This is a genomic window from Streptomyces sp. NPDC019396, assembly GCF_040632375.1.
Classification (GTDB): domain Bacteria; phylum Actinomycetota; class Actinomycetes; order Streptomycetales; family Streptomycetaceae; genus Streptomyces.
The window spans coordinates 177196-199773 of record NZ_JBEYBS010000001.1; the positions used below are offsets into that span (position 1 = coordinate 177196).

Genomic DNA, 22578 nt, shown 5'->3' on the forward strand with positions numbered 1-22578 from the left:
GGTGCTATCGCCTAGCGACTAGCGTCCGGCCGTGAGCCTTGTCAGCTCTGGCCGCCGGCCAGCTTCTCGCGGAGGGCGGCGAGGGCCTCGTCCGACGCCAGGGCGCCGGAGTTGTCGTCCGACTCCGAGGAGTACGAACCACCCTGCGGCGCGTCGGCCGGAGCGGCGGTGCCACCCTCGGCGGCAGCGGCCTCGTCGGCCTCGCGGGACTTGATGACCTGCGCCTGGTGCTGCTCGAAGCGCTGCTGCGCCTCGGCGTACTGGCGCTCCCACTCCTCGCGCTGCTTCTCGAACCCGTCGAGCCAGTCGTTGGTCTCGGGGTCGAAGCCCTCGGGGTAGATGTAGTTGCCCTGGTCGTCGTAGGACGCGGCCATGCCGTAGAGGGTCGGGTCGAACTCGACCGACGCCGGGTCGGCACCGAAGGACTCGTTGGCCTGCTTCAGGGACAGCGAGATCCGGCGACGCTCGAGGTCGATGTCGATGACCTTGACGAAGATCTCGTCGTTGACCTGGACGACCTGCTCCGGGATCTCCACGTGGCGCTCGGCCAGCTCGGAGATGTGGACCAGGCCCTCGATGCCCTCGTCCACGCGGACGAACGCACCGAACGGAACCAGCTTGGTGACCTTACCCGGGACGACCTGGCCGATCTGGTGCGTACGGGCGAACTGCTGCCACGGGTCCTCCTGCGTCGCCTTCAGCGACAGGGAGACACGCTCGCGGTCCATGTCGACGTCGAGGACCTCGACGGTGACTTCCTGGCCGACCTCGACAACCTCGGACGGGTGGTCGATGTGCTTCCAGGACAGCTCGGAGACGTGGACCAGACCGTCGACGCCACCCAGGTCCACGAAGGCACCGAAGTTGACGATCGAGGAGACGACGCCGGAACGGACCTGACCCTTCTGGAGGGTGGTGAGGAACGTCTGGCGGACCTCGGACTGGGTCTGCTCCAGCCAGGCACGGCGGGACAGGACCACGTTGTTGCGGTTCTTGTCCAGCTCGATGATCTTGGCCTCGAGCTCCTTGCCGACGTACGGCTGGAGGTCGCGGACACGGCGCATCTCGACCAGGGAGGCCGGGAGGAAGCCGCGGAGGCCGATGTCGAGGATGAGACCACCCTTGACGACCTCGATGACGGTACCGGTGACGATGCCGTCCTCTTCCTTGATCTTCTCGATGGTGCCCCAGGCGCGCTCGTACTGGGCGCGCTTCTTCGAGAGGATCAGGCGGCCTTCCTTGTCCTCCTTCTGGAGAACCAGGGCCTCGATCTCGTCGCCGACCTTGACGACCTCGTTCGGGTCGACGTCGTGCTTGATCGAGAGCTCGCGGCTCGGGATGACACCTTCGGTCTTGTAACCGATGTCGAGCAGGACCTCGTCCCGGTCGACCTTCACGATGACGCCGTCGACGATGTCGCCGTCGTTGAAGTACTTGATCGTCTCGTCGATCGCGGCGAGGAAGGCTTCCTCGTTACCGATGTCGTTGACCGCAACCTGCGGGGTGGTGGCGGTGGTCTCGGTGCTGCTCGTCATGTGGGAAAGGGCTCCGGTACGGACATTGAAGTCGTAGGCACTACCACGCCGTGAGCCCGTATCGCAGCTGAAGAAGCCGGACAGCCAAGGAAGCGCCAACCCGAAGGGAATGGCGCCTCGACAACCGAGGGGACATACAACAGATGCGAGCGCGGCCTGCTCGGTCTGAGGCGCGCAAGCCCGCAGCGCAACCTTTAGCATAAGGGCGCGGCAGGGCATGGTCAATGCGCGAAGGCCACCACCGTGGGCGGAAAAGCGCATACCCGGCACAACTAAGGTTCCCCGAGGCCACGATGAGCCTCACCGCACGCGCCGCGCGACACGACGGCCGTCCGCAGCACGTCCCGGTGGCGCCTCCGGCGGAGACCTTCAGCAACGTACAGCGACGGGCGAGATGATCCAAGAGGACGAACAAAAGTACGAACCGCAGGCAGTACGGCGCACCGCGGAGTACGCGGAGAGCAGCCGGGCCAGCCGCGGCTGGTGGGACCGGAACGCGGACGAGTACCAGATGGAGCACGGGACGTTCCTGGGCGACGACCGATTCGTCTGGGGCCCCGAGGGGCTCGACGAGGCCGAAGCCCGGCTGCTCGGACCCGCGGAGTCGCTGAAGGACCTGCCCGTGCTGGAGATCGGCGCGGGCGCGGCGCAGTGCTCGCGCTGGCTGGCGGCGCAGGGGGCTCGACCGGTGGCCCTGGACCTGTCGCACCGGCAGCTCCAGCACGCGCTGCGGATCGGCACCGGCTTCCCGCTCGTGGAGGCCGACGCGGGGGCGCTGCCCTTCGCCGACGGTTCCTTCGGCCTGGTGTGCTCGGCATACGGGGCGGTGCCCTTCGTCCCCGACGCGGTGAAGGTGTTCCGCGAGGTCCGGCGTGTACTGCGGCCCGGTGGGCGCTGGGTGTTCTCGGTGACCCATCCGGTCCGCTGGGCCTTCCCGGACGAGCCGGGGCCGGAGGGGCTGAGCGTGGCCGCCTCGTACTTCGACCGCACCCCCTACGTCGAGCAGGACGAGCAGGGTCGCGCCATCTATGTGGAGCACCACCGCACGGTCGGCGACTGGGTGCGTGCGCTGGTCACCGGGGGCTTCCGGCTGCTGGATCTGGTCGAGCCCGAGTGGCCCGAGTGGAACGGCCAGGAGTGGGGCGGCTGGTCTCCGCTGCGGGGGCATCTGATCCCCGGCACGGCGATCTTCGTCTGCGAGCGTGAAGAGCCCGGGGCGTGATCCGCGCGGACGCATTGGCGGGGCTGCCCGTACGGACCGCCCTGCCCGCGCTCGGGCGTGCGCTGGACACGCACGGCGCGGCAGTGCTCTGCGCACCGCCCGGGACCGGCAAGACGACCCTCGTGCCGCTGGCCCTGGCAGGGCTGGTCGAGGACGGCGCGCGCGGCGGCGGCAAGGTCCTCGTCGCAGAACCGCGCCGGATCGCGGCACGGGCCGCGGCGCGCCGGATGGCCTGGCTGCTCGGGGAGCGGGTCGGCGGGCGGGTCGGCTTCACGGTGCGCGGCGAACGGGTCGTCGGGCCCGGGACCGTCGTCGAGGTGGTCACCACGGGTGTGCTGCTCCAGCGGCTCCAGCGGGACCAGGAGCTGTCCGGGGTCGGCACGGTGATCCTCGACGAGTGCCATGAGCGGCATCTGGACGCGGACACCGTGGCGGCCTTCCTTCTCGATGTGCGTGCGGCTCTGCGGCCCGAGCTGAGGCTGGTGGCGGCATCCGCGACCACGGATGCCGCCGGGTGGGCACAGCTGCTCGGTGACGCGCCGGTGGTCGAGGCGGAGGGTGTCGCGCATCCGGTGGAGGTGGTCTGGGCTCCCCCGGCCGGTCCGGTGCGCCCGCCGCACGGGATGCGGGTGGACCCGGCCCTGCTGACGCACGTGGCATCGGTGGTGCGCGGGGCGCTGTCCGCTCACCCCGGTGACGTGCTCTGCTTCCTCCCCGGCGCCGGGGAGCTCGCACGGGTCGCAGGGCTGCTGTCGGACGTGGACGCCGAGGTACTCCAGGTGCACGGGCGGGCACCGGCCGCGACGCAGGACGCCGTGCTGTCGCCGGGGCGGCGGCGCCGGGTGGTGCTGGCGACGGCGGTGGCGGAGTCCTCGCTGACCGTACCGGGGGTGCGGGTGGTGGTGGACTCGGGTCTCGCACGCGAGCCGCGTATGGACCACGCACGGGGTATCGGCTCCCTGACGACCGTGCGGGCCTCGCAGGCGGCGGCCCGCCAGCGTGCGGGCCGGGCGGGGCGCGAGGCGCCGGGCACCGTGTACCGCTGCTGGTCCGAGGCGGAGGACGTACGACTGCCCCGGTTCCCCGCTCCCGAGATCCAGATCGCGGACCTGACCGCGTTCGCCCTCCAGGCGGCGTGCTGGGGCGACCCCACGGCATCCGGACTCGCCCTGCTGGATCCACCGCCTGGCGGCGCGATGGCCGCCGCCCGCGCGGTGCTCGGCGCGATCGGTGCGGTGGACGCGTCGGGACGCGCCACGGACCGGGGCGTCGGGCTGTCCCGCGTCGGTGTCCATCCCCGGCTCGCCCGCGCGCTGGTGGACGGGGCCGCGGAGGTGGGTACGCGGCGCGCCTGCGAGGTGGTGGCACTGCTGAGCGAGGAGCCGCCCCGGGCGTACGGGGACGATCTGGCGGCGGTGTGGCGCACGGCGCGGCGGAACGGTGACGCCTACGGGGCGCGCTGGCGGGCGGAGGCGGGACGACTGGCACGCTCGCTCGGCGAGCGGGTGCCGGAGGCGGCGGCCGGGGGCCGGGGCGGCGAAGCCCCTGCCGGCGTGGCCCATGCCGCGGACGACACGGTCGCCGGGCTCGTCACGGCGCTCGCCTTTCCCGAACGGGTCGCCCGGGCGCGCGGGGAGCGGGCGTTTCTCATGGCGTCCGGGACGGGGGCCGAGCTGGGGGAGGGTTCAGGGCTGCGCAGTGCGTCCTGGCTGGCGGTGGCCGTCGCGGACCGGCCGGTGCACGCCGCGTCGGCACGGGTACGGCTCGCCGCCGTCATCGACGAGGACACGGCTCGCACCGCCGCCTCGCATCTGCTCTCCGGCGGTGAGGAGGTGCACTGGGAGGACGGCGACCTCGTGGCCCGCCAGGTGCTGCGGCTGGGTGCGGTCGAGCTGCTCGTACGACCGCTGATGAAGCCCGGTGCGGGACTTGTCCGGGGTGCACTGATGGAGGGGCTGCGGCGGGAGGGGCTCGGGCTGCTGGCCTGGTCGCGGGATGCGACGGCGTTCCGGCAGCGGCTCGCGTTTCTGCACCGGGTCCTGGGGGCGCCATGGCCGGCGGTGGCCGATGACGGGGCCCTGCTCGACCGGGCCGATGAGTGGCTGGAGCCGGAGCTGTCCCGGGCCCGCCGCCGCGCCGATCTGGGCCGTATCGATGCCGGACAGGCGCTCAAGCGGCTGCTGCCGTGGGCGAGTGGCGATGCCGCGCGTCTGGAAGAGCTCGCGCCCGAGCGGATCGAGGTGCCGAGCGGATCGCGGATCCGGGTCGACTACTCGGCTGAGCAGCCGGTGCTCGCCGTGAAGCTCCAGGAGTTGTTCGGGCTGTCGGCGACGCCGACCGTCGCGGGGGTGCCGGTCCTGGTGCACCTGCTGTCACCCGCCGGCCGGCCGGCCGCGGTCACCGCCGATCTCGCGTCCTTCTGGCGCGACGGCTACCGGGCCGTTCGAGCGGAACTGCGCGGCCGCTATCCGAAGCATCCATGGCCCGAGGACCCGTCCACCGCCGAGCCGACCCGCGGGGTCAGGCGCTGACCGGTGCCGACTCATGTCGCAGCGGGGGCCGCCCTTCCGGTCGGCGTGAGCGCGCCTCCAGACAGAGGGAGAGCGCCAGCAGCAGGAGCCCGAGCGCCGTGAAGCCCCAGGGCAGGTAGGAGACCAGCAGCAGCACGGTCGTACGGTTGGCAGAGACCAGGGCCACGGTGTGGTCGACGTAGTCCTCGCGCATCCTCACATGGCCCGAGAAGGCCGTGACCTTGGCCCTGCCTCCCAGCAGCGAGCCGCCGCGCAGCTCCTCGGTGTGGATCTCCTCACCGTTGACGGGCGCTCCGGTGACCGGCTCGACCCAGAACATCCGCTTGGTGGTGTACCAGCGGCTGGTGCCGGTCTGCTTCTCCAGCGTGGTGGAGTCGATGCCCGGGAGCGGCATCTTCTTCGGGTACGCGACCTTGGTCCAGGGGATGGTCTGCTCGAAGTAGTAGACCTCGAGGCCGCGGAAGGTCCGGATCCCCTTGTAGTGGATCGGCGCCGACGTACGGGTCTGGGCGTCGAAGTACTCGTAGTCCCGCTTCTCGGTGAGGAAGGGGAACTTGAACTCGATGCCCTCGCGGCGCACCGCGTCGCCGTCGACCGACTCACCGGTGGCGTGCACGGGGGCCTGGGTGTGGGCGTCGAAGACATAGCGCTCGGGGATCTGGGAGACCATCGCACCGTCGGGTCCCTGGACGTACGACAGGGAGTCCCAGACCACGACATCGCGCCCCGCGTCCCGTTCGATCCTCCGGGACTCCTCGACGTTGCCTTTGAGGGTCTGCACGATGGTGACCTTGTCGACCTGCTCGGCCTGCATCGTGTCGTAGCGAAGCAGCGTCGCGGGCTTCGCCTCCAGCACCATCTCCTGGTACTGCGAGGGCGGGATCTTGGCCAGCCTCGGGAAGGCGTACCAGCGCAGCACGGGCGCCAGCGCGCCGAAGAAGACGGCCAGGGCGAGCAGGACCAGGCTGACGCGGCGGCGCATGGCGGCGGCTCCTTCCGGCTACTGCTTGGGGCCGGGGACGGTGGTCAGGAGCGGCTTGGGGGATGTCTCCCCCGGCGGGACGTCGAGGACCGCGATGAGCAGCACGACGAGCAGCACCGCGGCCAGCCCGATGGCGGCTGCGACGAGGGCGCGCATGGCCGTCCTCCCCCATCTGATGTGGCGTCAGAAACGCCGGAGTCCGGGCACCGTAGCAACGTGGCCGTGAGATGAGAACACGTCGCACCGCACGACAGCACCGCCCCTTCGCCGCGACGGGCGGAAGGGGCGGTGGGCGGTGGTACGGACCCGGGTCTCAGCCCTGCGGCTCCGGGTCGACGGCCGGTTCGGTGCCGTCGACCGGTTCCGTGCCGATGACCGGGGCGGCGGTGACCTTCAGCTCAAGGGTGAGCGTGGCGCCACCCTCGGTGGTGAGGCGCAGCTGGAAGACGCCCGCCTGGTCGTCCGCGTAGATCTTCGGGAGGACGAGTACGCCGTTCTCGTCGGTCTTCAGCCCGGTGAGGCTCCGGACGGACTTGCCGTCCTCGTCCTTGAAGCAGGGACCCTCGGTGTTCTCGGCCGGGTCCTCAGCATCGGTGATCATGGTGGCGGTCACGGCCACACCGGCGGCGGTGGCCCCCTTGAGGCTGGCCTTGAGCTCGATCTCCTCGGCGAACTCGGCGCCGGTCACGGCCGTCAGCTCCTTGCCGCCGGTGCGCTCCAGCGCGTCGGCCTGGCGGGCCACGACGGACGCGAGGTACTCGACGCCGGGCAGGTTGCGGCCGTTGACGGTGACCCGGATGGTGAAGTCCCCGGTCTTCTCACCGGCGCGCAGCACAGGTGCGACGGCGATGCCGTCGGCCCCGGTGGCTACGAGGACCTTCTTGCGTCCCTTGGTGAAGCGGGCGTCGGTGTCACCGACGATCTCGAAGGCGATATCGGCCTTGCCGACGGCGGTCCCGCCGCGGTTCTCGGCGCGGACCTTGACCCGCTCGCCGAACTCCGCACCCGCAGTGGCCGCGAGCGTGCCGCTGGCCGCGTCCTCGATCCGGGCGACGCCCTCGGTGGGCGTCGGGGTGCTCGTGCCGTCGCCGGGCTTGGGCTTCGACGGCGTGGGCGGCTTGGGCGGTACGGGGGGCTTGGCCGGCGGTTTGGCCGCGGCGGGCTTTGCGGGCGCGGGTCCCGGGGCGACGGGGGTGGTCGGCGTGGTGCCCGGTGTGACGTCGTCGTCGCTGCGGTCGACGGGCAGCACACCCGTGCCGTCCGGGACCTCGTGGGTGCCGCGGTTGTAGAACTCGAACCACGAGAGCACAGTGCGCAGATACTCCTGCGAGTGGTTGTAGCTGAGGATCGCCCGCTCCATGCCCGCCGACTGCGACAGGTCACGGCCGTCGGCGCACAGGTACTTCCCGGCCGCGAGTGCGGCGTCGTAGATGTTGTTCGGATCCTTGGCGCCGTCGCCGTTGCCGTCCTGGCCCCAACCGTCCCAGGTGGAGGGGATGAACTGCATCGGGCCGACAGCCCGGTCATGGGTCCGGTCGCCGTCGTACGCACCGTCGTCGGTGTCGGAGATGTTGGCGAAGCCCACACCGTTGAGGACCGGGCCCAGGATCGGGGAGGTCGTGGTGCCGTCGGCGCTCACCCGGCCGCCGCTCGCGTGCCCGGACTCGACCTTGCCGATCGCGGCGAGCAGCTGCCAGGGGAGGCGGCAGGCGGGGTCGGAGGTCGTCAGGGACGCCTCGGCCCGCTTGTAGGCGTCGAGCACCGTGGCCGGGATTCCGGCTTCCGAGGAGCCGGTGACCACCGGGGTCTGCGGAGTCGCACCTGGCTTGTTCGGGGTGTTGAGCGGCGGGAGGTCCGTGTAGTAGGGGGAGTCACCCGTGGCCGTGCTCGCGGGCGGGGTGGTCGAGCCGGCCGCGTTGCCGTCGCTTCCCGCCGCGGCGGACGTGACACCCGGCGCCTGCGACGCGGAGAGCGCGGCCACCGCAGCCGCGGCCACCGCCGTGGTGGTCGCCCCCTTGCGCAGTCGGCGGCCGAAATGCGCTGCCATACGTCTGTTTCCTCCCCATTGGCAAACCTCGCGCTCCCCGCGCGACACCCCCAAGACCCTACGGCAAGGCGGAACACCGAAACACCGGATACCCGGCCGCTCTTGCGGGTTGTTCACCCATCGGTCATCCGGCCCGAATGAAGCGGGACGAGGTGCTCCCGTTCACAGGGCGGACGATCAGCATCGCGCATACTAGGTGACATTTACCGGGTGACACTTTCCGGGTCACATGGTCCGCAACCGGCCTGACTGGGGTTCTTCATGCCGTTCACACTCAGCCACGCCGCGGCGGTGCTGCCGGGGATCAGGAGGGACGGCTCCGCACGGGGCCCGCTGGTGGCGTCGGCACTGCTCGCGGGGTCCTTCGCGCCCGATATGACGTATTTCGCGGCAAGCCTGCATCCCGAAGCGATGTTCTTCGGGGCAGTCACCCACAGCCTCAGAGGCATGCTGACGGTGGATGTGGCCATCACGGCGGCGCTGGTGGGGCTGTGGGTGCTGGTCCGCGATCCCCTGGTGGCACTGCTGCCGCACGGCTGGCAGGGACGGATCCATACGCTGCTGCGGGGGCCGGCCCGGGCCCAGCGGTCTCCCGCGGCCTGGATGTTCCTCTTCTATGTGTCGGCCGTGCTCGGCGCGGCGACACATGTGGTGTGGGACTCCTTCACCCACTTCGACCGCTGGGGGGTGCGGGCAATGCCGGTGCTGAGCGAGCTGGTCGCCGGCTTCCCGCTCTATCTGTACACGCAGTACGGCAGTTCGGCGATGGCGCTCATCGCCGTCGTCTGGTTCGTCACCTCGGCACTGCGCCGGCTGCCGGGACCGGTCCCGGTGCCACCCGGGGTGCCGCTGCTCGGCCGCGGGGACCGGCTGGCCGCCGGGGCGCTGATCGCGGTGTGCGTGCTGGCCGGGATGACGCATCGCTGCGTGCGGTTCTACCTGTACTGGGGCCGGATCGACACACCCCTCGACATCATCCCGACCGCCTGCTTCGGGGCGGGTGCGGGGCTGGCGGCGGGGGTCGTGCTCTACGCGCTGGCGGTCCGGCTCCGACCTGACCGACCGGCCCCTGACGGTGCCCGCGAGAAGACCGCCGCGGACGGCGCGGGCGTGAGCTGAGCGGCCAGGCCGTCTGGCGGAGGCCCCACCCGGCGCGCGACGCCTGGACGGGTCTCCCTACATACCCGCCCGGCAGACCCCGGGTGCGCCGGGCGGACCGCCGGCCCGCCCGGCGCCTTCAGGCCTTGCCCGGGCTCAGTGCGCAGCCGACTCCCAGTCCGGGCCGACGCCCACCGAGACATCCAGCGGTGCCAGTAGCTCCACCGCTGTCGACATCTCGTGGCGCACGATCTCCTCGACCTGCTCGCGCTCGCCGGTAGCGAGCTCCAGGACGATTTCGTCGTGGACCTGGAGCAGCATGCGGGAGGTGAGGCCCGCTGCCCGCAGGGCCGTGCCGACACGCACCATGGCCAGCTTGACGATGTCCGCGGCCGTGCCCTGGATCGGTGCGTTCAGCGCCATGCGCTCGGCGGCCTCGCGACGCTGGCGGTTGTCGCTGTTGAGGTCGGGCAGATAGCGGCGACGGCCCAGCATCGTGGCCGTGTAGCCGGTGGCCCTGGCCTCGTCCACGACCCGGCGCAGATAGTCGCGGACCCCGCCGAAGCGCTCGAAGTAGGTGTCCATCAGGGCCCGGGCCTCAGCCGCCTCGATGTTGAGCTGTTGTGACAGCCCGAACGCCGAGAGGCCGTAGGCGAGTCCGTAGGACATCGCCTTGATCTTGCGGCGCATCTCCGCGTCGACCGCCGACCGCTCGACGCCGAACACCTGGGAAGCGACCGTCGTGTGCAGGTCCTCGCCCGAGGTGAACGCCTCGATCAGGCCCTCGTCCTCCGAGAGGTGGGCCATCACCCGCAGCTCGATCTGGCTGTAGTCGGCGGTCATCAGGGCCTCGAAGCCCTCACCGACCACGAACCCACGCCGGATCGCCCGGCCCTCGTCGGTGCGCACCGGCACGTTCTGGAGGTTGGGGTCGATGGAGGAGAGGCGGCCGGTGGCCGCGACCGTCTGGCTGAAGGTGGTGTGGATCCGGCCGTCGGCGGCGATCGTCTTGATCAGGCCCTCGACCGTGGAGCGCAGCCGCGCCTGCTCACGGTGACGCAGCATGATGACCGGCAGATCGTGCTCGGTCTGGGACGCCAGCCAGGCCAGCGCGTCCGCGTCCGTGGTGTAGCCGGTCTTGGTCTTCTTCGTCTTGGGGAGGTTCAGCTCGCCGAACAGGACCTCCTGGAGCTGCTTGGGCGATCCGAGGTTGAACTCGTGGCCGACCGCGGCGTGCGCCTCCTTGACGGCCTGCTGCACGGCCCCGGCGAACTGCTGCTCCATCGCTTCCAGATGGGCGCGGTCGGCGGCGATGCCGTGCCGCTCCATCCGGGCGAGCAGCAGCGACGTGGGCAGTTCCACATCGTGGAGCAGCCCTGCCGCGCCCACGTCCACCAGCTTTTCGCCGAAGGCCTCACCGAGGTCGAGTACGGCCCGGGCCTGCGCCATCAGGGCGTCCGCCTCGGCCTGCTCGTCCGTGCCGAAGGCGAGCTGACCGTCGGCGGCGGCCGGGGCCAGCTCGCGATGCAGATACTCGACGGACAGGGTGTCCAGCGCGAAGGAGCGGCGGCCCGGCTTGACCAGGTAGGCGGCGAGCGCGGTGTCCATCGTCACGCCCTGGATGTCCCAGCCGTGCTCGGGGAAGACCCGCAGCGCCTCCTTGGCGCTGTGGATCACCTTCGGGCGGGCCGGGTCCGCGATCCAGGCGGCGAAGGCCCGCTCGTCGGCCTCGTCCAGCTTGGTGGTGTCGAACCAGGCCGCGCTGCCGGTGGCCGCGGCCAGGGCGATCTCGCTGACGCTGCCCACACCCAGGGCCCAGCTCGCGACCGTGGCCACACCGAGCGGCTGCCCGGCGTGCTGATCCAGCCAGGGGCCCAGCTCACCGGTGCCCAGCACGCTGCCGTCGAGCTCCACCCCGGCGGCGGGGGCGGGGGCGGCCTCCTCCTCTGCACCCGGGTCGACCGCGAGCAGCCGCTCCCTCAGGCTCGGGTTGCGGATCTCCAGGACCTCCAGGAAGGCCTGGAGCGCTGTCCTGTCGTAGGCGGCGCGCTCCAGGTCGGCGACGGACCGGGGCAGCTCGACGTCGCGGACCATCTCGGTCAGCCGGCGGTTGAGCTTGACGGCCTCCAGGTGGTCGCGGAACGCCTGGCCCACCTTGCCCTTGACCTCGTCGGCGCGCTCGACCAACTCCGCGAACGAACCGAACTGGTTGATCCACTTCGCGGCGGTCTTCTCGCCGACGCCGGGGATCCCCGGCAGGTTGTCCGACGGGTCACCGCGCAGGGCGGCGAAGTCCGGGTACTGCCGCGGGGAGAGTCCGTACTTCTCCTCGACCTTCTCCGGGGTGAAGCGGGTGAGCTCGGAGACGCCCTTGGTCGGGTAGAGCACGGTGACATGATCGGTGACGAGCTGGAAGGAGTCCCGGTCACCGGTGACGATCAGCACCTCGAACCCGGCGGCCTCCGCCTGGGTGGCCAGGGTGGCGATGATGTCGTCGGCCTCGAAGCCGTCCACCGCGAAGCGCACCGCGTTCATGGTGTCGAGCAGCTCCCCGATCAGCTCGACCTGCCCCTTGAACTCGTCCGGGGTCTTGGAGCGGTTCGCCTTGTACTCGGGGAAGTCCTCGGAGCGCCAGGTCTTGCGGGATACGTCGAAGGCCACGGCGAAGTGCGTAGGCGCCTCGTCGCGCAGGGTGTTCGCCAGCATCGACGCGAAGCCGTAGATGGCGTTGGTCGTCTGGCCGCTCGCCGTCGTGAAGTTCTCCGCGGGCAGCGCGAAGAACGCCCGGTACGCCAGGGAGTGCCCGTCCATGAGGAGCAGGCGCGGGCGGGTTTCTTCTGGGGTCTTCTTCGATGCTGTCTCTGCCACGGACACGATCCTCCCACGGAGCACTGACAACGCTTCCCGCACCGGCGGACACGACCGGACAGGGTCCGTGCCACCGGCGTGACAGGATCTGTACCGGAGACGACTCATTCCGCGCTCGAGAAGGAGCACGATGGCCAGCAAGCCGCCCTCCGGTGACCCGGTCCAGGACGCGCCCCAGGTGGGTGCGCCCCAGCACGCCGCGGCCGGGCTGCCAGCGATCGGGCACACGCTGAGGGTCGCGCAGCGGCAGATGGGAGTGGCGCGCACCGCCAGGACCCTGCTCAAGGTGAACCAGAAGGACGGCTTCGACTGCCCCGGTTGCGCCTGGCCCGAGGCCGACAAGCGGCACCTGGCCGAGTTCTGCGAGAACGGCGCGAAGGCGGTCGCCGAGGAGGCGACGCTGCGCCGGGTGACGCCCGCGTTCTTCGCCGCTCATCCGGTGTCCGAGCTTGAGGGGCGCAGCGGCTACTGGCTGGGGCAGCAGGGCCGTATCACCGAGCCCATGTATCTGCCCGAGGGCGCCGAGCACTACGAGGCGGTGAGCTGGGAGCGGGCGTTCGCGATCATCGCGGAGGAGCTGACGGGCCTGTCGTCGCCGGACGAGGCACTGTTCTACACCTCGGGCCGCACCAGCAACGAGGCCGCTTTCCTGTTCCAGTTGTTCGCCCGCGAGTTCGGCACCAACAACCTGCCGGACTGCTCCAACATGTGCCATGAGTCTTCGGGCTCGGCGCTGACCGAGACTCTGGGCGTCGGCAAGGGAAGCGTCTCCCTGGAGGATCTGCACCAGGCGGATCTGATCATCGTCGCGGGCCAGAACCCGGGCACGAACCACCCGCGGATGCTGTCCGCGCTGGAGCTGGCCAAGCAGTCCGGCGCGCGGATCATCTCGGTGAACCCGCTGCCGGAGGCCGGTCTGAAGCGGTTCAAGAACCCTCAGACCCCGAAGGGCATGCTCAAGGGCGCCGCGCTGAACGAGCTGTTCCTCCAGATCCGGATAGGTGGCGACCAGGCGCTGTTCCGCCTCCTCAACAGGCTGGTCCTGGAGACCGAGGGCGCGGTCGACGAGGCGTTCGTACGCGAGCACACGCACGGTTTCGAGGAGTTCGCCGCCGCGGCCCGGGCCGCGGACTGGGACGAAACGCTCGCCGCGACCGGCCTGGAGCGCTCCGAGATCGAGCGCGCGCTGCGCATGGTCCTGGAGTCCGAGCGCACGATCGTCTGCTGGGCGATGGGGCTGACGCAGCACAAGCACTCCGTGGCCACCATCCGCGAGGTGGTCAACTTCCTGCTGCTGCGCGGGAACGTCGGCCGGCCGGGGGCGGGGGTCTGCCCGGTGCGCGGGCACTCCAACGTGCAGGGCGACCGCACGATGGGCATCTTCGAGCGGCCTTCGCCCGCTTTTCTCGACGCCCTGGAGAAGGAGTTCGGCTTCGCACCGCCGCGCCACCACGGCATGGACGTGGTGCGCTCCATCCGGGCGCTGCGCGACGGCGAGGCCAAGGTGTTCTTCGCGATGGGCGGCAACTTCGTGGGGGCCACTCCGGACACGGAGGTCACGGAGGCCGCGATGCGGCGGGCCCGGCTCACGGTGCATGTGTCGACGAAGCTCAACCGCTCGCACGTGGTGACGGGGCGCCGAGCGCTGATCCTGCCCACGCTCGGCCGTTCCGACAAGGACGTGCAGCGCGGCGGTAAGCAGTTCGTGACCGTGGAGGACTCGATGGGCCTGGTGCACGCCTCGCGGGGCAATCTCCCCCCGGCGGGCGGGCGGCTGCTGTCGGAGCCGGCGATCGTGGCGCGGCTGGCGCGTGCCGTGCTGGGCCCGGGGTCGCGGACCCCGTGGGAGGACTTCGAGCACGACTACGCGACGATCCGCGACCGGATCGCGCGGGTGGTCCCGGGCTTCGAGGACTTCAACCGGAGGATCACCCGTCCGGGCGGCTTCGCCCTGCCGCACGCACCAAGGGATGAGCGCCGCTTCCCCACCGCCACGGGCAAGGCCAACTTCACTGCGGCCCCCGTCGAGTATCCCGAGCTCCCCGAGGGCCGGCTGCTGCTCCAGACCCTGCGGTCGCACGACCAGTACAACACCACGATCTACGGCCTCGACGACCGCTACCGGGGGATCAGGGGCGGCCGCCGGGTCGTGCTCGTGCACCCGGACGACGCCCGTGCACTGGGCTTCGAGGACGGCACATATGCCGATCTGGTGAGCGAGTGGAAGGACGGTGTGGAGCGCAGGGCGCCCGGATTCCGGGTGGTGCACTACCCCACCGCACGGGGCTGCGCCGCCGCGTACTACCCGGAGACCAACGTCCTGGTGCCGCTGGACGCCACCGCCGACACCAGCAACACCCCCGCGAGCAAGTCCGTGGTGGTCCGTCTGGAACAATCACCGTCCGCCTAAGCGTTTGCTCAGGCAGCTGACGACAGAGGGACGAGTGACGGACGTCGGACGTCGCCGTACACAGACGAACGGAGCCGGGCCCATGGGCGAGCAGACCAGCGTGAAGTTCCCGCAGGAGGTCATCGACGAGTACGCGGCGCTGGGCATCGATCTGCCCGGCCTCTTCTCCGCCGGGCACCTCGGCGACCGTATGGGCGTCCAGATCGTCGAGGCCTCCGCGGACCGCGTGGTGGGCACCATGCCGGTGGAGGGCAACACCCAGCCGTACGGACTGCTGCACGGCGGGGCGTCCGCCGTACTGGCCGAGACCCTCGGTTCGGTGGGCACGATGCTGCACGGCGGCATCTCCAAGATCGCCGTCGGCGTGGACCTGAACTGCACCCACCACCGGGGTGTCCGCTCCGGCCTGGTGACCGGAGTGGCCACCCCGGTGCACCGGGGCCGCTCCACCGCCACGTACGAGATCGTGATCACCGACGAGCAGGACAAGCGGGTCTGCACGGCCCGGCTGACCTGCCTGCTGCGCGATGTCCGCCCCCAGGACGCGGAGAACCTCCCGGGAGCGGGGACCACGGCCTGACCCGTGCCGTGGCCGGAAGGGCCGCCGTTCTCGCGGCGTCCGGTGGACGGTGCTTCCCCCCGGCTCGGGGCCGGGGGGAAGCACCGCAAGGCGGAGCGTCACCCTCGTACGGGACGCACCCGGGTGTCACGACCAAGGAAGCCGGGGGGAGCACGGCGCCGGCGCCACGAGCCGGTGAAGCCTGCGGCCACGGCACCAGCGCCCCGCGCTAACCGCTGACCGGCAGGGTGACGCTGCTGAACCCCGCCCGGACCGACAGCCGTGTCCCGGCCGGGTAGCGCAGGGTGTAGTCGTAGTCGGTCGAGATCAGCACCACTCCGAGCCGGTGGCCCTTCTTGAAGACGTAGTCCTGCGGTTGCATGGCCCACTTCAGCCGGTACTCGCGACCCTCGACCACCTTGCTCTCGTGGGCGAGGGAGGACCGGTTGCGGATGTCGAGCCAGCCGCGCGAGACGATCTTGAAGTCGGCGGTCTCGGTGCGGTGGACGGTCCGGTAGGTGCACCCGGTGTCACCGGGGATGCCCTCGCCGTAGCAGATCTGCTGCGAGGTGTCGGGGGTCGTGGCCGCGACGGCGCGGGTGTCGGCGCCGTAGTCGACCAGCAGCGCCGTGACATACGGGGACGAGCCGGCGAGCGAGGCGCGTACCGACAGCTCCGGGGTGCCGTTGACGCGCAGATCGGCCAGGAGCGGGCCGGTCGTGTACCCGAGCCGGTCCGGGCGTGCCGTGTCGGGGCCGGCGACCAGTTGCTCGGCGGGGACGGTGCGGCCGGCGTCGGTCATCGTCTGCCGCACGGGCGCTCCCGGGAGCGGCGACAGACCGTCTGCGTTCAGGCCCAGAGTGAGGTCGCGGGTGGAGCGCTCCGGCCAGTCGCCCTGCTGCCGCCAGCTGAAGTCCGCCTGTTCGACATCGACGCGGGGCGCGCTGAGTGCGCCGTTGTCCAGCCCGTACAGGAAGTGATCGAACCACTGGTGCAGCTGGTTCAGCCACTCCTCCATGCGCAGGGGCATGGGGTTGATGTGGCCCGCCTGGTGCAGCCAGAGCTTGCGGGGCACGTGGTGCTTCCTGAGGGCCTCCCAGAGCTGCCCGAAGTGCTGGGTCTTCACATTCCAGTCGTTGCCGCCGTGCACGACGAAGACCCCTGCCTTGATCTTCCGCACGTCCTTGAGATAGTCCCGCTCCCGCCAGAAGGAGCTGAAGTCGCCGCTGACACGGTCCTGTTCGGCGGTCAGCCGGTCGATCACGGGCTTGCAGACCTCGCGGTCGGCGCGGGTGTGGACGTACTTCGCGAGCACATCGGTGTCCTCGCCCTGGTAACCGCCGGGCGCCACAACTCCGCCGCCCGCGCGGTAGTAGTCGTACCAGGAGGAGATCCCGGAGATCGGCACGATCGCCTTGAGCCCCTCAACCCCGGTCGTCGCGACGGCGGTCGGCAGGGTGCCGTTGTACGAGACGCCCATCATCGCGGCGTTCCCGGTGGACCAGTCGGCGCCGACGGGCCTGCCGTCCGGGTCCCAGCCCCTGGCGCGGCCGTTCAGCCAGTCGACGGCGGCCTTCGCGCCGAGGGTCTCGTTGCGTCCGCCCGAGGTCGGGCAGCCGGTGGAGCCTCCGGTGCCGAGGCTGTCGACCTGGGCGACGGCGTAACCACGCGGCAGGAAGTAGTTGTCGGTGTAACCGGACCAGACGACGGAGGATCCGCTCGCCGCGTGGGCTGAGGTGTCCGCGGGAGCCGAGGTGCTCGCGAGGCCGGGGACGCGGGCCACGAGTGCCGGCTGCCGGCCGGCCGGGAGCCCGTCCCCGTCCACGTCCACGTTGTGGTTCTCGACCTTGTTGCCACCCGCCCAGTAGGGGCTGGCCTCGATGATGGTGGCGACCCTGAGCCCGGTGTCCGTCTCCTTGGGCCGCAGGATCCTCATGCGTACGGTGTCGCGGCGGCCGTCTCCGTCGCTGTCCGCCTCCGTCTCGATGTCGACCTGCTGATACACCGCGTCCGCGCGGGAGAACACCGGCTGCGTCTCCTCGCCGACGATGCTCAGGGCGGGGGCGGCCCCCGCATGGGCGGTGGGTGCGAGGAGGGCCGTCAGCAGGGAGGCGGCGAGAGCCGCCGTCCCCCAGCCGCGGACTCTCCCCGCGAAGCGGGTTCCCTGGGCGTTGCCTGTTCGGGTGGCTCTCGCCATCGTGCCTGCCTCCGGGGCCGGGGTTAGTGACGATCACGCGGGACGCGCGAAGGTATTCCATCGCCCCCGCGCCAACGGCACCAGACCACGCGGCCGCCAACACCCTTTTGCGCACACCCTCTTGCTCCCAGCGCACCAGGCCGTAGCGTGGTGCCATGGGGTTCACGGCGTACTCACCGCCCCGCGCAGCCGTCCGCGCGCTTCTGGTCGCCGCTGCCCTTGTGGCCGCGGCCGCCTGTTCGTCCGCGGGCCGGTCCGACCCCGGTGCCGCCACCCGCGCGCCCGCCACACCCTCCACACCCGCCACACCCTCCACACCCGCCGAAGTCTGCGCCGGCCTCGTCACGTACTGGGCCGAGCAGGCCCTCAAGGGCAGTACATGGGCGGGCCTCGACTCGGAGCAGAAGGGCCTGTCCAATGAGCAACTCACCCTTCACGACGAGGTGTTGGCGGAAGCCCGCGCGGAGGAGAAGCGGAATGGCCGCACCGCCGCCGTGGCACTGGTCAGACGGGAAGCCGGCAAGAGATGCAAGGCGCAGAACGGCGCCACCGGCAGCTCCGAGAACTGGGACCTTCCCCGGTGAGAGGCCGGGTGCGCCGTCGGCTTCCAGGCGCCGGAACGGTTTGCGGGAGGCCTGAGGCGGAACCTCGCGAAAGGACCACGGGACTCTGTCGGGGGTCGAACAGTCTTTCCCTAAGTTAACACTGAGTAACCAACGCCCCGCGAGAAAGCCGCGCCGCACGCGCGGCGCGGTGGAGGCAGGACGCCTCCGCGAGCATCAGGCGCGGTCACTTCATGTCAGCACCATCACGACCCGATGCCCCTTAGCGGAACTGGGAGTTCTCACTATGTGAGAACTCGATCACCGGCCGGAAACGCCCTATCTGCCCACACAGCCCCCACGTCCCCTCCCTCGTGGCATAACAAGACAGTCACATCCTGACCTCCACCGTCCCCGGAGCCCGCCGGCTGCGCTTAGAGTCACGCCCAGTCACCGCGCCGCCGGGCGCGTCTGCAAGTACGGCACTGCCCCACCCTTCAGTACGCACCGGCAACGGAAACGGCACCTCAACCACGAGGAGGCCGCGCCAGGAAAGGACACAGCGTGCGACACCGTTCCCTGCTCATTCTCACCGCCGTGATCACCACGGGAGCACTCAGCCTCACCGCCTGCGGTTCGCGCGACGACGCCAACGGCGGCAGCAAGGACAGCAGCGGCAAGACCACCGTGGTCATCGGCGTCGACGCCCCGCTGACCGGCTCGCTGTCCGCCCTGGGCATGGGCATCAAGAACTCCGTGGACCTGGCGGTCAAGACCGCCAACAAGAACAACGAGGTCCCCGGGGTCGAGTTCAAGACCGAGGCGCTCGACGACCAGGCCCAGCCGTCGTCCGGCCAGGCCAACGCCACCAAGCTGGTCGGCATGAAGGAAGTCCTCGGCGTCGTCGGCCCGCTGAACTCCGGCGTGGCCCAGTCCATGCAGGGTGTCTTCAACTCGGCGAACCTCACCCAGGTGTCCCCCGCCAACACCGGGCCCGCGCTGACCCTGGGCGACAACTGGGGCAAGGGCGAGAAGAAGCGCCCGTTCCAGACCTACTTCCGCACCGCCACCACCGACGCCATCCAGGGCAAGTTCGCCGCCAACTACCTGTTCACCGACGCCAAGAAGAAGAAGGTCTTCGTCGTCGATGACAAGCAGACCTACGGCGCCGGCCTGGCCGCGATCTTCTCCGCGGAGTTCAAGCGCCTCGGCGGCACGGTCGTCGGCACCGACCACGTCACGGTGAAGGAGACCGACTTCTCCAGCACCGCTGACAAGGTCAAGAGCTCCGGCGCGGACTCGGTCTACTTCGGTGGCCAGTACCCCGAGGGCGGTCTGCTCGCCGACCAGATCAAGAAGGCCGGCGCCAAGATCCCCACGATGGGCGGCGACGGCATGCTGGACCCGCAGTACATCAAGGCTTCCGGTGTGTCCAACGACGGCGACCTCGCCACCTCCGTCGGCTACCCGGTCGAGAAGCTGGAGACCGCGAAGAAGTTCATCGCGGACTACAAGGCCGAGAACTACAAGGACCCGTACGCGGCCTACGGCGGCTACTCCTACGACGCGGCCTGGTCCATCATCCAGGCGGTCAAGTCGGTCGTCGCTGCGAACGACAACAAGCTCCCCGAGGACGCCCGCGCCAAGGTCACCGAGGCGATGGCCAAGGTCTCCTTCGAGGGTGTGACCGGCAAGGTCTCCTTCGACGAGTTCGGTGACACCACGAACAAGCAGCTCACGGTGTACGTCGTCAAGAACGGCGAGTTCGTGGACGTCAAGAGCGAGACGTTCCAGGACTGACCCCCACCGCAGTACCCAGCACCACATGATCCAGCCCGCGCGAGGGCGCAAACAGCGCCCTCGCGCGGTTTCATATCCGACACCTTCATCGGAGGCCCTGCGGTGAACGAACTGCCGCAACAGCTGGCCAATGGCCTTGCCCTCGGTGCCCTATACGGCCTCATCGCCATCGGGTACACCATGGTCTACGGCATCGTCCAGCTCATCAACTTCGCCCACGGCGAGATCTTCATGATCGGGGGCTTCGGCGCCCTCACCACCTACATATGGCTCCCCAGTGGAACCCCGCTCCTGGTGGCGATCCCGCTCATGATCATCGGTGGCGCGATCGCCTCCGTAGCCGTCGCCACCGCCGCGGAACGCTTTGCGTACCGGCCACTGCGCAGCGCCCCGCGCCTGGCCCCGCTCATCACCGCGATCGGTCTGTCCATCGCGCTCCAGCAGCTCATCTGGGGCTTCTACCCGGGCGCCAAGTCCGCGAAGAGCTTCCCCGAGTTCACCGGCGAGTCGTTCAAGATCTTCGACAACCTCGCCATCCAGCAGTCCGACGCCTTCGTCCTGATCCTCGCCCCGCTCTGCATGCTCGGTCTGGGACTCTTCGTCTCCAAGAGCCGCAGCGGCCGTGCCATGCAGGCCACCGCCCAGGACCCGGACACCGCGAAGCTGATGGGCATCAACACCGACCGCATCATCGTGATGGCCTTCGCCATCGGCGCCGCCTTCGCCGCGGTCGCAGCGGTCGCCTACGGCCTGGACAAGGGCCAGATCAACTTCGAGATGGGCTTCATCCTCGGACTCAAGGCCTTCACCGCCGCGGTCCTCGGCGGCATCGGCAACATCTACGGCGCCATGGTGGGCGGTGTCGTCCTCGGTCTCGCCGAGTCCCTGTCGATCGCCTACATCGAGAACATCCCCGGCATGCAGCAGCTCGGCGGTGGCGCCTGGTCCAACGTCTGGGCTTTCGTACTCCTCATCGTCGTGCTCCTCGTCAGGCCACAGGGCCTGCTCGGTGAGCGCGTCGCGGATCGGGCGTGAGAATGATGACGACCTCCGACACCACCAAGGCAACGGGCACCGCCCCCGCCGACGGCGCCTCCAAGGTGAACACCCTGCGCTGGCTCACCGCCGCGGGCGGCGTGGCCACCGTGGCGAGCACCTTCCTGGCCTGGACCTGGACGCCGGCCTTCCCCGGCAACCTCACCATCAGCGGGTACCCCGGCGGCCTCCAGGTCCTCACCCTCGTCGCCGGCCTCCTCACCACCCTCTTCGCGCTGGCCTCGCTCGGCATCAAGGGCCTCGGCTGGCTCGTGCCCGCGGGCAGCACCAAGGCCCTCCGGGCCCTGGCCCTGGGTGGCGTGGCCACGACCTGGTTCGCCCTCGGCGCCATCACCGTCGAGCTGGGCGGCCTGATCAATCTGGAGCCCGGCGGCTTCGTCGCCGCCGTGGCCTCCGTGATCCCGGTCGCCGCCGCGTTCCAGCTGCCCGACGACACCCGCGTGGCCGCCCGGCCCAAGGAGCTCCCCTCCTGGGCCGAGATCCTGGTCATCGTCGGCGCCTTCGCGGTCGGCCTCTACGTGATCACGTACGGCATCGACACCGAGTACGCCGAGCTCTTCACCGGCTACCTCGCCGTCGTCGGCTTCGCCGCGGCCGGACTGATCAAGTCCGGGCTCATGGCGCGTCTGTCGGCGATCACCGCCAAGCACCGCCAGGTCACGCTGATCGGGGCCTTCGTCGCCGCCGCGGCCTTCCCCTTCACCCAGAACACGGACCAGTACACCCTGGTCGCGGTCAACATCCTCATCTTCGCGACCGTGGCCCTGGGCCTGAACGTCGTCGTCGGCCTCGCGGGCCTGCTCGACCTCGGATACGTCGCCTTCCTCGGCGTCGGCGCCTACACCGCCGCACTCGTCTCCGGATCGACGGCATCCGCCTTCGGGATCCACCTGCCCTTCTGGGCCGCGGTCCTGCTCGGCGCCCTCGTCTCGCTGATCTTCGGCGTCGTGATCGGCGCCCCGACCCTGCGACTGCGCGGCGACTACCTCGCCATCGTCACGCTCGGCTTCGGTGAGATCTTCCGTATCGCCATGGGCAACCTCGACGGTGTCTCCGGACCCCAGATCACCAACGGCCCGAACGGCGTCCCCAACATCCCGGACCTCGAGTTCTTCGGGTACAACTTCGGGGAGTCCCACAACGTCCTCGGCTTCGAGCTCGGCGCCTATGCCAACTACTACCTGCTGATGCTCCTCGCGACGGTCCTCGTCGTCCTGGTCTTCAGCAGGGCGGGCAGCTCCCGCATCGGCCGGGCCTGGGTCGCCATCCGCGAGGACGAGACCGCCGCCACGGCCATGGGCATCAACGGCTTCCGGGTCAAGCTGATCGCCTTCGCGCTCGGCGCCACCCTCGCCGGCCTCGCCGGAACCGTGCAGGCACACGTCCAGCACACCGTGGTCCCGGAGATGTACCAGTTCGCCGGCCCGGTGCCGCCCAACTCCGCCTTCCTTCTGGCGGCCGTCATCCTCGGCGGTATGGGCACCATCAGCGGACCGCTGCTGGGCGCCGCGCTGCTCTACATGATCCCGGCCAAGCTCCAGTTCATCCAGGACTACCAGCTGCTCGGCTTCGGCATCGCCCTCATCCTGCTGATGCGCTTCCGTCCCGAAGGCCTCATCGCCAACCGGCGCGCCCAGCTCGAGTTCCACGAGACCGGCCAACTCGACGTGCCGGAACAACGAACCCCCGACGACGCCGCTGTCGGCACGGCCAAGGCTGGGGCGTGAGCAC

15 protein-coding genes are annotated in these 22578 nt (G+C 70.3%); 9 read left to right on the forward strand and 6 right to left on the reverse strand.

Going from position 1 to position 22578, the window contains the following annotated elements:
- Positions 1-41 precede the first annotated feature (41 nt).
- The gene (gene rpsA, locus ABZ532_RS00850; RefSeq protein ID WP_361278134.1) at positions 42-1535 is read right to left on the reverse strand and encodes a 30S ribosomal protein S1; all 1494 of its coding nucleotides are present in this window, start codon (positions 1533-1535) and stop codon (positions 42-44) included.
- Positions 1536-1929: 394 nt separating this feature from the next.
- On the opposite strand from rpsA, the gene ABZ532_RS00855 reads away from it, so the two are divergent.
- Positions 1930-2757 (forward strand): class I SAM-dependent methyltransferase, encoded by an 828-nt coding sequence (locus ABZ532_RS00855; protein WP_361278136.1) that lies wholly within the window; start codon positions 1930-1932, stop codon positions 2755-2757.
- A complete protein-coding gene (gene hrpB, locus ABZ532_RS00860) occupies positions 2754-5288 on the forward strand; it encodes an ATP-dependent helicase HrpB (protein WP_361278138.1) in 2535 nt (844 codons plus the stop codon). Before ABZ532_RS00855 ends, hrpB begins: the two co-directional genes overlap by 4 nt.
- Here hrpB and ABZ532_RS00865 read toward each other — a convergent pair.
- From ABZ532_RS00865 to ABZ532_RS00875, 3 genes are all read right to left on the reverse strand, one after another.
- Positions 5278-6270, reverse strand: a complete 993-nt coding sequence (locus tag ABZ532_RS00865; RefSeq protein ID WP_361278140.1) for a DUF3068 domain-containing protein — start codon at positions 6268-6270, stop codon at positions 5278-5280. The genes hrpB and ABZ532_RS00865 overlap by 11 nt on opposite strands.
- Positions 6271-6288: 18 nt before the next feature.
- Positions 6289-6426, reverse strand: a complete 138-nt coding sequence (locus ABZ532_RS00870; protein ID WP_361278142.1) for an SPW_0924 family protein — start codon at positions 6424-6426, stop codon at positions 6289-6291.
- Positions 6427-6583: 157 nt separating this feature from the next.
- The gene (locus tag ABZ532_RS00875) at positions 6584-8317 is read right to left on the reverse strand and encodes a lytic transglycosylase domain-containing protein (protein ID WP_361278144.1); all 1734 of its coding nucleotides are present in this window, start codon (positions 8315-8317) and stop codon (positions 6584-6586) included.
- Positions 8318-8578: 261 nt separating this feature from the next.
- Here ABZ532_RS00875 and ABZ532_RS00880 point away from each other — a divergent pair, with 261 nt between their 5' ends.
- On the forward strand, positions 8579-9436 hold the full coding sequence (locus ABZ532_RS00880; protein WP_361278146.1) for a DUF4184 family protein: 858 nt from the start codon (positions 8579-8581) through the stop codon (positions 9434-9436).
- Between the two features lie 135 nt (positions 9437-9571).
- Here ABZ532_RS00880 and polA read toward each other — a convergent pair whose 3' ends face one another.
- Positions 9572-12226, reverse strand: coding sequence for a DNA polymerase I (gene polA / locus ABZ532_RS00885; RefSeq protein WP_361278639.1), 2655 nt, complete (start codon positions 12224-12226; stop codon positions 9572-9574).
- Between the two features lie 187 nt (positions 12227-12413).
- Between polA and ABZ532_RS00890 the strand changes: the two genes are divergently transcribed.
- Positions 12414-14693 carry an FdhF/YdeP family oxidoreductase gene (locus ABZ532_RS00890; protein ID WP_361278148.1) on the forward strand — a complete coding sequence of 760 codons (2280 nt, stop codon included), beginning with the start codon at positions 12414-12416 and terminating at the stop codon, positions 14691-14693.
- An 82-nt stretch (positions 14694-14775) separates the two neighbouring features.
- Positions 14776-15273 carry a hotdog fold thioesterase gene (locus tag ABZ532_RS00895; protein WP_361278150.1) on the forward strand — a complete coding sequence of 166 codons (498 nt, stop codon included), beginning with the start codon at positions 14776-14778 and terminating at the stop codon, positions 15271-15273.
- 208 nt (positions 15274-15481) lie between these two features.
- Here the strand turns inward: ABZ532_RS00895 and ABZ532_RS00900 are convergent, their stop codons facing one another.
- Positions 15482-17449, reverse strand: coding sequence for a Xaa-Pro dipeptidyl-peptidase (locus tag ABZ532_RS00900; RefSeq protein ID WP_361278152.1), 1968 nt, complete (start codon positions 17447-17449; stop codon positions 15482-15484).
- A 155-nt stretch (positions 17450-17604) separates the two neighbouring features.
- On the opposite strand from ABZ532_RS00900, the gene ABZ532_RS00905 reads away from it, so the two are divergent.
- The 4 genes from ABZ532_RS00905 (at position 17605) to ABZ532_RS00920 (ending at position 22574) form a co-directional block, all read left to right on the forward strand.
- The gene (locus ABZ532_RS00905; protein ID WP_361278154.1) at positions 17605-18033 is read left to right on the forward strand and encodes a hypothetical protein; all 429 of its coding nucleotides are present in this window, start codon (positions 17605-17607) and stop codon (positions 18031-18033) included.
- A 522-nt stretch (positions 18034-18555) separates the two neighbouring features.
- The gene (locus tag ABZ532_RS00910) at positions 18556-19791 is read left to right on the forward strand and encodes a branched-chain amino acid ABC transporter substrate-binding protein (protein WP_361278156.1); all 1236 of its coding nucleotides are present in this window, start codon (positions 18556-18558) and stop codon (positions 19789-19791) included.
- A gap of 102 nt (positions 19792-19893) precedes the next feature.
- Positions 19894-20826: a branched-chain amino acid ABC transporter permease gene (locus ABZ532_RS00915; protein ID WP_361278158.1), complete on the forward strand. Its 933-nt coding sequence runs from the start codon at positions 19894-19896 to the stop codon at positions 20824-20826.
- A 5-nt stretch (positions 20827-20831) separates the two neighbouring features.
- Positions 20832-22574 carry a branched-chain amino acid ABC transporter permease gene (locus ABZ532_RS00920; RefSeq protein WP_361278641.1) on the forward strand — a complete coding sequence of 581 codons (1743 nt, stop codon included), beginning with the start codon at positions 20832-20834 and terminating at the stop codon, positions 22572-22574.
- Positions 22575-22578: the final 4 nt, after the last annotated feature.

Excerpts from the sequence above, each read along its gene's own strand:
- rpsA (WP_361278134.1), bottom strand. The coding sequence starts at position 1,535 with ATGACGAGCAGCACCGAGACCACCGCCACCACCCCGCAGGTTGCGGTC.
- ABZ532_RS00855 (WP_361278136.1), top strand. The coding sequence starts at position 1,930 with ATGATCCAAGAGGACGAACAAAAGTACGAACCGCAGGCAGTACGGCGC.
- ABZ532_RS00865 (WP_361278140.1), bottom strand. The coding sequence starts at position 6,270 with ATGCGCCGCCGCGTCAGCCTGGTCCTGCTCGCCCTGGCCGTCTTCTTC.
- ABZ532_RS00870 (WP_361278142.1), bottom strand. The coding sequence starts at position 6,426 with ATGCGCGCCCTCGTCGCAGCCGCCATCGGGCTGGCCGCGGTGCTGCTC.
- ABZ532_RS00875 (WP_361278144.1), bottom strand. The coding sequence starts at position 8,317 with ATGGCAGCGCATTTCGGCCGCCGACTGCGCAAGGGGGCGACCACCACG.
- ABZ532_RS00880 (WP_361278146.1), top strand. The coding sequence starts at position 8,579 with ATGCCGTTCACACTCAGCCACGCCGCGGCGGTGCTGCCGGGGATCAGG.
- polA (WP_361278639.1), bottom strand. The coding sequence starts at position 12,226 with ATGGACGGGCACTCCCTGGCGTACCGGGCGTTCTTCGCGCTGCCCGCG.
- ABZ532_RS00890 (WP_361278148.1), top strand. The coding sequence starts at position 12,414 with ATGGCCAGCAAGCCGCCCTCCGGTGACCCGGTCCAGGACGCGCCCCAG.
- ABZ532_RS00895 (WP_361278150.1), top strand. The coding sequence starts at position 14,776 with ATGGGCGAGCAGACCAGCGTGAAGTTCCCGCAGGAGGTCATCGACGAG.
- ABZ532_RS00900 (WP_361278152.1), bottom strand. The coding sequence starts at position 17,449 with ATGGCGAGAGCCACCCGAACAGGCAACGCCCAGGGAACCCGCTTCGCG.
- ABZ532_RS00905 (WP_361278154.1), top strand. The coding sequence starts at position 17,605 with ATGGGGTTCACGGCGTACTCACCGCCCCGCGCAGCCGTCCGCGCGCTT.
- ABZ532_RS00920 (WP_361278641.1), top strand. The coding sequence starts at position 20,832 with ATGACGACCTCCGACACCACCAAGGCAACGGGCACCGCCCCCGCCGAC.